Annotated in this window: 5 protein-coding genes; 2 read left to right on the top strand and 3 right to left on the bottom strand. The window is 39.8% G+C overall.

Going from position 1 to position 7,289, the window contains the following annotated elements; translation table 11 throughout:
• The 3 genes from AAC037_RS15635 to AAC037_RS15625 all read right to left on the bottom strand — a co-directional run.
• A partial coding sequence (locus AAC037_RS15635) for a family 78 glycoside hydrolase catalytic domain (RefSeq protein ID WP_339903854.1) occupies positions 1 to 2,285 on the bottom strand: 2,285 nt, incomplete at its 3' end.
• Between the two features lie 121 nt (positions 2,286 to 2,406).
• Entirely contained in the window at positions 2,407 to 3,912 is a 1,506-nt protein-coding gene (locus AAC037_RS15630; RefSeq protein ID WP_339903853.1) for a pyruvate kinase, read from the bottom strand.
• A gap of 172 nt (positions 3,913 to 4,084) precedes the next feature.
• A complete protein-coding gene (locus tag AAC037_RS15625; protein WP_339903852.1) occupies positions 4,085 to 5,467 on the bottom strand; it encodes an MBL fold metallo-hydrolase in 1,383 nt (460 codons plus the stop codon).
• Between the two features lie 583 nt (positions 5,468 to 6,050).
• Between AAC037_RS15625 and AAC037_RS15620 the strand changes: the two genes are divergently transcribed.
• Positions 6,051 to 6,272 carry a FeoA family protein gene (locus tag AAC037_RS15620; RefSeq protein WP_339903851.1) on the top strand — a complete coding sequence of 74 codons (222 nt, stop codon included), beginning with the start codon at positions 6,051 to 6,053 and terminating at the stop codon, positions 6,270 to 6,272.
• Between the two features lie 3 nt (positions 6,273 to 6,275).
• Complete coding sequence (locus AAC037_RS15615; RefSeq protein WP_339903850.1) at positions 6,276 to 7,262, top strand: FeoB small GTPase domain-containing protein; 987 nt, start codon at positions 6,276 to 6,278, stop codon at positions 7,260 to 7,262.
• The last annotated feature ends 27 nt before the right edge of the window (positions 7,263 to 7,289 follow it).

The raw sequence follows: 7,289 nt of genomic DNA, 5'->3' as shown, positions 1-7,289 counted from the left end.
TGCTTGGCACCAAGAAAACCTGTGGCTAATTTCCCATCATTCTCATGGATGAGCTGAGCCAGGTGTTTTCCGGCTATTTGTTTTTGTTTGTCATCAAGAAAATCCAAGATAATAGCATTGGCGTAAGCTGTTTGTGTATTTCCCGAAAATCCCATCTTTCCATCTACGTATCCGGCTCCATCACCATAAGCTGTAGCATCTGTCTTGAGCCTTAGATTTTCTTTGTTGAGGTAATGTGCTGCAAATGCTGATTTAATTTTTTTTGCCAAGTTTTGATAATGCATGGCTCTTTCCGGTTTGCCTATGGCTTCGGCCATTTCAGACATAAGGTCGGCCGCATGGCCATAATACATGGTAGCCAACATGTCCGGAGGGGTTTTTTTACCTATAGAGAGCCAGTCTCCATATCCCCCTTTAGGATTGAGGTCTGCAAAAGAACCTTCCGGATAGAAGTAAGCCCCTTTGCTTTTTTTATGATGAAAAGCCATGAATTTCTCCATATTTTCCCAGCCCGATTCAATGATTCTGGTATCACCATAAGCCTTAAATTGTTCATAGGGATTGATAATACCTGCTTCCATCCAACCGGGGGCATAGGTGTCTGTACTCCTTACGGGTGGAGCGGGGGCATAATCCGGATAGGCTCCGTATTCCCATTGCGCATCGTGGAGATCTTGAATCCATTTGGTGAAAAAAGCAGCGACATCCATATTGATGGCCGCCGTTCCGGCATAGGTCTGCGCATCTCCTGTCCAACCCATTCTTTCATCTCTTTGGGGACAATCTGTAGGGATGTCCACAAAATTGGCACGCTGCGTCCATACAATGTTTTTGTACAATTGATTGACCATGGGGTGGTCTGTCTCGAACCGGCCAACCCTAGTTGTATTTGAGCCAAGCACTAAACCTGTGATATTCTCCTCTGTTGGTTTGCCCGGAAATCCACTGACTTCTACATACTGAAAACCATGATAAGTAAATGCAGGGGTCCATTCCTCTCCCTCAGGATCTCCCTTGAGTATATAGGTGTCTGTTGCCCTGGCCATTCGAAGGTTTTCGTCCATCAACCTGCCGTCTGGGTGCAACATTTCCCCAAACTTTAATACTACTTTATCACCTGCATTTCCCTTTACTTTTAATTTTACCAATCCCGCAAAATTTTGCCCCATATTGAAAATAAAATTACCATTTTCTCTTTCATGGATTTCTATAGGTTTAATAAGCTCAGTAACTTGAACCGGTTGAGCAGGGTATAATTGTAAATTACGCTTTCCACCATTTATAATGCTTGCATTCTCCCAGGCTTCGTCATTATAATTAGTTTGGCTCCAACCTTCAGGGACTTTTCTGGCATCAAAGGTTTCCCCATGAAGAATATCTGATTCTACCAGCCCACCGGAAGCAGCTTTCCATTGCGCATTGGTGGCAAAAATGGCTGTTTCTCCATTGCTGTAGGTGACTTCCAGCTGTGCTTTCAGTGCAGGTGTGTCACCATAAAAGGCCCTGACAACAGGGTTTCCTATCAATAATGCATAGCCTATATAGCCACTGTACCAACCTGGTGAGAGTGTGGCTTGTAGCACATGTTCTCCCTGATCCAACTGCTGTGTCACATCGTATACATTGTAATACAGTCTTTTGTTATAATCAGTCCAGCCGGGTGCAAGAAAGTCTTTCCCTACTTTTTTGCCGTTGATTTTGTATTCATATAAACCCAGTGAGGTAATATATAAGCGTGCTTGGGCTACTTTATTGGGTAGGTTGATTTTGTTTCTTAAAATAGGAGAGGGGGGTAAAAATAATTCTTTGTTTTTATAGGGAATGGCTTGGGTATTGGCTGAAAAATCCTTTCCTATCCACTCACTTTTCCAATCATTTTCATTGAGAAGTCCCATTTCCCAAGTAGCAACTTCACTCCACTTACCGGCTTGCCCCTTCTTGTCCCAGCTCTGTACTTTCCAGTAACATTTCTGTCGAGATTGGAGCGGTTTACCTTGATAGACCACCTGAGAAGTAATGTCCCCCATGGTTTTTTTTGAATCCCATAGGTCCGCTTTCCCGGGTTCCAGAAGTTCAACTTTGCTTGCCACTAAAATTCTATAGGCAGTTTGGTATTGGTTTCTAACTTCAGAAGTTAAAATCCAGCTTAACCGTGGCTTTCTTTCATCGATAAAGGGATTTTCAAGGTATTCACATCTTAAATATTCTGGGGTTAAGTCTGACTCAGCCCTTGCATTGATGCAAAAGATTAAAGAAAGTAAGGTCCAAAAAGTCAATGTCCTCATGGGTTTATTTTATTTTTGTTTGGGGCTAAATGTAAATGGTTTTTCTTTCAAAGGTATCCTGCACTGTACTGTTTAAGGAATAGTTAATTCCGTAAAAAAACTTTATGGTCAGGACTTTAAATTACTTTTCCTCGGCTTTTGGTGGGATGTTGTAGATGTTTTTTGATTCTATAAAATCAATGGCTATGCTCAAGGGGCGGAATATGAACCTTTTTTTGGTTCTGTGTCCTGCTGTTCTTTGCATTATTTCTTTTAATGTTTTCAGGACTCTTATGGTATGGTTGCCTTTGTTGATCATGACGCATTCAGCAAGAGAAGCTTGTACAGCATCAGTGATTTCCGATCGGGTGGGCATGCCGGATTTTTGCAGTTTTTCTAACACTTGTGTGGCCCAGACCACCGGCACATGGGCTGCTTCACAAATCCATGAAATTTGATCCTGAATTTCTCCCATTCTTCCAAAACCTATTTCTACAGCCAGGTCCCCTCTTGCGATCATGATTCCAAATGGCGGTGTCTTCATGGCTTCAAACAATAGGGCAGGTAAATTTCTTACGGATTCCGGGGTTTCTATTTTGAGAATAATTGCAGGATGTTTCTTTAATTTTAATTTTTTAAGTTCATTATTTAATTTGGTGATGTCACCGGGAGTTTTCACAAAAGAATAGCCCAATAAATCAGCATGCGCTGTGATAAAAGGAAGACATTCTTTGTCATAATCGGTTAAGGATGGGATGCTCAAGGGGGAATCGGGAAAATTGATTCCTTTTTCTGATTTAATTTTCCCTTTCTTGGATGCTACCCTTTCCAATTTTACTGCCGCTTTGCCTTGCATCGCCTTTATGACAACACCACTTATTTCGCCATCGTCAATGAAGACGCGATGGCCTTCTTGAAGTGAGGAAATAATACCTTTTTCATTGGGGCTTATGACAATGTCTTCAGCTGAAAAATCTTGTTTACTTTCTGCCAACCAGATTTCGTCTCCTTCTTCAACCTTCACTTTTCCCTCTTCCTTTCCCTTGGCCAGGAGGCTGGTTCTGATCTTTGGTCCGGCAAGGTCAAAATATATTTTGCAGGATAGGCCGGTTTTTTCCTCAGCAGCTCTGACTTGATCTATCATCTTCTGCCAAACTGCCTGATCGTCATGGGCGCAATTAATACGGGCGACTTGCATGCCATTCAATAACAACCGCTCAATAAGTTCAGGATTATCAGCAAAATCTGTAGCAAATGTGACCATTACAGTCGGCATTTTGGCTTGAGCTTGCTTTCCGAACAGTATTTTGCTGTTTTGTTCTAGTCGTTTTCGGCTAAATTTATAGGTGCAAGGGTTAAGTTCTCCTTCTTCATAAGTATGGCCTAATCGTTGCCTGATGGTTTGTACCTGCCTATGCAAGTGATTTTCTGAATTGGAAAGTGCTGAAAAACCGTAATAATGCAGCTTTGATTGGAGAGATTTTCTATCCTCGCTTCTGAAATATAAATACTGAATCAGGTTTATAGCGGCAACTCTTTGATCAACAGGTATCCGGTCTAGGTAAACATCAAACTCATGGGTAACTCCAATCAGTGAGGCTTCCAGTTCAGCCAGCTCATGGGCAAGTTCTTGTAGGGTAGTTTTCATTGCTATTGAATGTCTTAATAAATCAAATCACACCCAATATAAGGCATGATTAGATAAAATTATCAACTTGCAATTAACCAATTCTTATTTTAAATACAATAAACAAAATAATTCTTCGCTTGCTTATAAGAACATTTAGTTTGGGGACTGGTTTTGGCCAAAAACCGTTGGGTTAATGCTGCTGCCAGTCCTGCCAGCCGCCGGAATAATTATAGACATTCTCAAAACCATTAGCCTTTAGTAAAGAATAGGCGATGGCAGAACGGCTGCCTGATAGACAATGCACGATAACCGGCCGATCTTTACTTACCTGATCAAGGTTTTCATTCAATTTTCCAACAAATAAGTTTACGGCTCCATCAATATGGCCTTTTTTGTATTCAGAGGCTCCCCTTACATCTATAATTTGTGCATTTTGGTTGACAACTTTCTCTTTTACTTCTTCTTTATCAATAGGTGCTTCTTTGTTAAATGATAGGTCACTGGTTTCCTTTAGCTCGGAAGGGCTGATGTAGCCAAATGCATTGTCTAGCCCAATTCTCATCAATTTCCTTGAAAGATCTTCCAATTCATCCGGCTCGGCAATTAATGCAAATGGTTTGTCGTAATCCATAAACCAACCCATCCAGGTAGGGAAGCTGTTGTTGTTTTCAATATTCAAAGTTCTGCTTAAAAATCCTTTGGCAAATGCCTCTGGAGTTCGGGTATCAATAATGGACATTTCTCCATGTAAAATTTCTTTGAATTCGTTTTTATCCAAATGTCTAATCAGCGGAACTTCTGTAATTAGTTTTCGCTCAATTTTATTGAGCTGTTTCATTTTAGCAAAATACTTGGGAGGCTCAGGTTGGTCTTCCAATAAGGTGTTGGTGAAAACATCTTTGTCATCCAATAATTTAAATGCCCAATTTCTAATTTTCTCATAACCGACAGTAGTGGAGGGTACGGCTCCTAAAGATTTCCCACAGGCTGAACCTGCCCCATGCCCGGGCCAAACTTGAATAAAATCCTGAAAATTTTGGAAATGTTGCAGAGATTCAAATAGTTGGCTTGCGCCAATTTCTTGGCTTCCTTTGATTCCTGCAGCTTGTTCCAGCAAGTCGGGTCTTCCTACATCCCCAACAAATATAAAATCTCCGGTAAAAATCATGACTGGGGCATCGCTTGCGGCTTTGTCTGTAAGGATAAAACTCAAGCTTTCCGGAGTGTGTCCCGGGGTGGAGACTACTCCAAAATCCAAGTTACCCAATTCAATATGGTCACCATTAAGGGTTTTTTTATGAGGAAATTCATATTGCCAATCTTCATCTCCCATATCAGAAAGGTACATTTCGGCCCCTGTAATTGAAGCCAACTCCCGAGATCCGGATAAGAAATCAGCATGAATATGAGTTTCTAATATTTTAGTAATCGTAAAATTATTTTCTTCAGCAATTTTTAAATAGGTGTCCACATCTCTTTTAGGATCTATTACGGCTGCTACTCCGGCCGCCTGACAAGCGATAACATAACTGGCTTGCGCTAAACTTTTATCATAAACACGTTCGAAAAACATAACAATTTAGATTTTAATTAACAGCTTATTTTAAATTGATCGTGAATCTTAAGGTACCTGATCATTTAAATCAAGAACAGTGAGGACTTAAATTTTTTTAAATTCCTCTGCTTTTCCTAAAACAAATCCCATATTCAAATTGGTCGAAAATCCGTGCCAATTCTATACATTTATATGCTTTAGTAGATCCATTGTTTCAATCAATTTAAATTTAGTGATTTAATGCAAGCCGTTTTGTGACAAGAATTACCTAAGCCAAGGTTTATTTTTTATTATTTAAGTTAAATTTTTCCTCTTGCTAGGGAATTTCATCTTTATGATTAGGAAAGTAAGCCCAGAGGAAAGAGCATTTTACTTTAGTAGCCAGCTATTTAAAGCAGCTCATTAAGGTTCAGTATGAATATATTTTTAAATGGTTTGGCTATTATCGAACTTCTAACTCATGTTTTATGGTTATTACCTTAAATCAGGTATAATTTATTCAATCTAAATAAAGGCTGAAATTCTTATTTTTACGAGAAAAATATGTTAAAATTGCGGATTGAAATGAAAGATGCAGAAAAGCTTTAAAAATCAAATTCCTATGACTGCAGCAGGACTTAAAAACAATTTAGTACACGAAATTTCCAGTATTACCAATTCTAACCTGCTGGTAAGGATGATGGAAATGGGAGTTTTGCCCGGTAAGAAGATCAGCTTGCTAAAAAAAGCCCCTTTTAATGGCCCTATGGCCTTTATTATTGATGGCAATATCCTCGCCTTAAGGGTAGAAGAAGCTGATTTGATTCATTTAAAAGCAGAGTAGGGAATGGAAATAGCAGAACGATTGGGAACGCGAAGAATTGCCATCATAGGTAATCCTAATGTAGGGAAGTCCAGTATTTTTAACCAACTCACAGGCTTAAATCAAAAAATTGGTAATTATCCGGGAATGACCGTCGACAAAATGGTCGGTTATTTTCATAAGGGTGAGCAAAGATTTGAACTGATTGATTTGCCGGGTACATATAGTCTATTGCCCAAATCCGAGGATGAGGTTATTGCACACAAGGTGCTGAATGGACAGGGAGAAGCCAAACCTGATGCGGCCCTAGTGATTTTGGATGCTTGTAATTTGGAAAGAAGCCTTCTGCTTGGAACTCAAGTAATGGATTTGGGTATTCCTATAGCCTTTGTAATCAATATGAAGGATTTGGCAGAAAAAAGAGGTTTGTCTATCAAGACCTTTGCCTTGTACAAAGCCTTTGGAGTACCATTGGTAATGACAGATGCTAGAAATAATGAAGGGCTTGAAGAAGTTAAATCCTTGTTTACGGAGGATAAGTTTGTGGTGGGGAAAACTTTTCACACGCCTGATTCGCCTGAATTGCTAGAAGAGGTACAGGAAAAGTTTGGATTTAGTCAACCATACCAAGCTTTTCAGCAATTAGTGTTTTCATCTTTTGATCCTACTTTGGCAAATGATAAAAAGATTTGGCTTGAAGAAAAAGCCAAGGCTTTTCATTTTGATCCTGAAGAACAGCAATCCAAAGAAACCACAGAGAGGTATAAGAAAATTGATACCTTGCTGGAAAAATCTGTGCTTTCCGGAGTCAATAAACCTAAAGAATTTCATAGTAAATTGGATGCTATTTTCTTGCATCCGGTATGGGGATATTTGACCTTTTTAGGAATAATGCTGCTTATATTTCAGGCCATATTTGCCTGGGCAGAAGCTCCGATGGATCTAATCGACGGAACCTTTGCTTTTTTAAGTAGCTGGGTTATGGAAACCTTACCTCCGGGAGTTTTTTGATTTACTGGCCGAGGGAATCATCACCGG

Source organism: uncultured Cyclobacterium sp. (genome assembly GCF_963976465.1).
Classification (GTDB): Bacteria; Bacteroidota; Bacteroidia; order Cytophagales; family Cyclobacteriaceae; genus Cyclobacterium.
The sequence above is the reverse complement of the archived record's forward strand: the minus strand, read 5'-3'. Positions and strand labels throughout refer to the sequence as shown.

Coding starts and splice junctions, on each gene's coding strand:
- AAC037_RS15630 (WP_339903853.1), bottom strand. CDS start 3,912: ATGAAAACTACCCTACAAGAACTTGCCCATGAGCTGGCTGAACTGGAA.
- AAC037_RS15625 (WP_339903852.1), bottom strand. CDS start 5,467: ATGTTTTTCGAACGTGTTTATGATAAAAGTTTAGCGCAAGCCAGTTAT.
- AAC037_RS15620 (WP_339903851.1), top strand. CDS start 6,051: ATGACTGCAGCAGGACTTAAAAACAATTTAGTACACGAAATTTCCAGT.
- AAC037_RS15615 (WP_339903850.1), top strand. CDS start 6,276: ATGGAAATAGCAGAACGATTGGGAACGCGAAGAATTGCCATCATAGGT.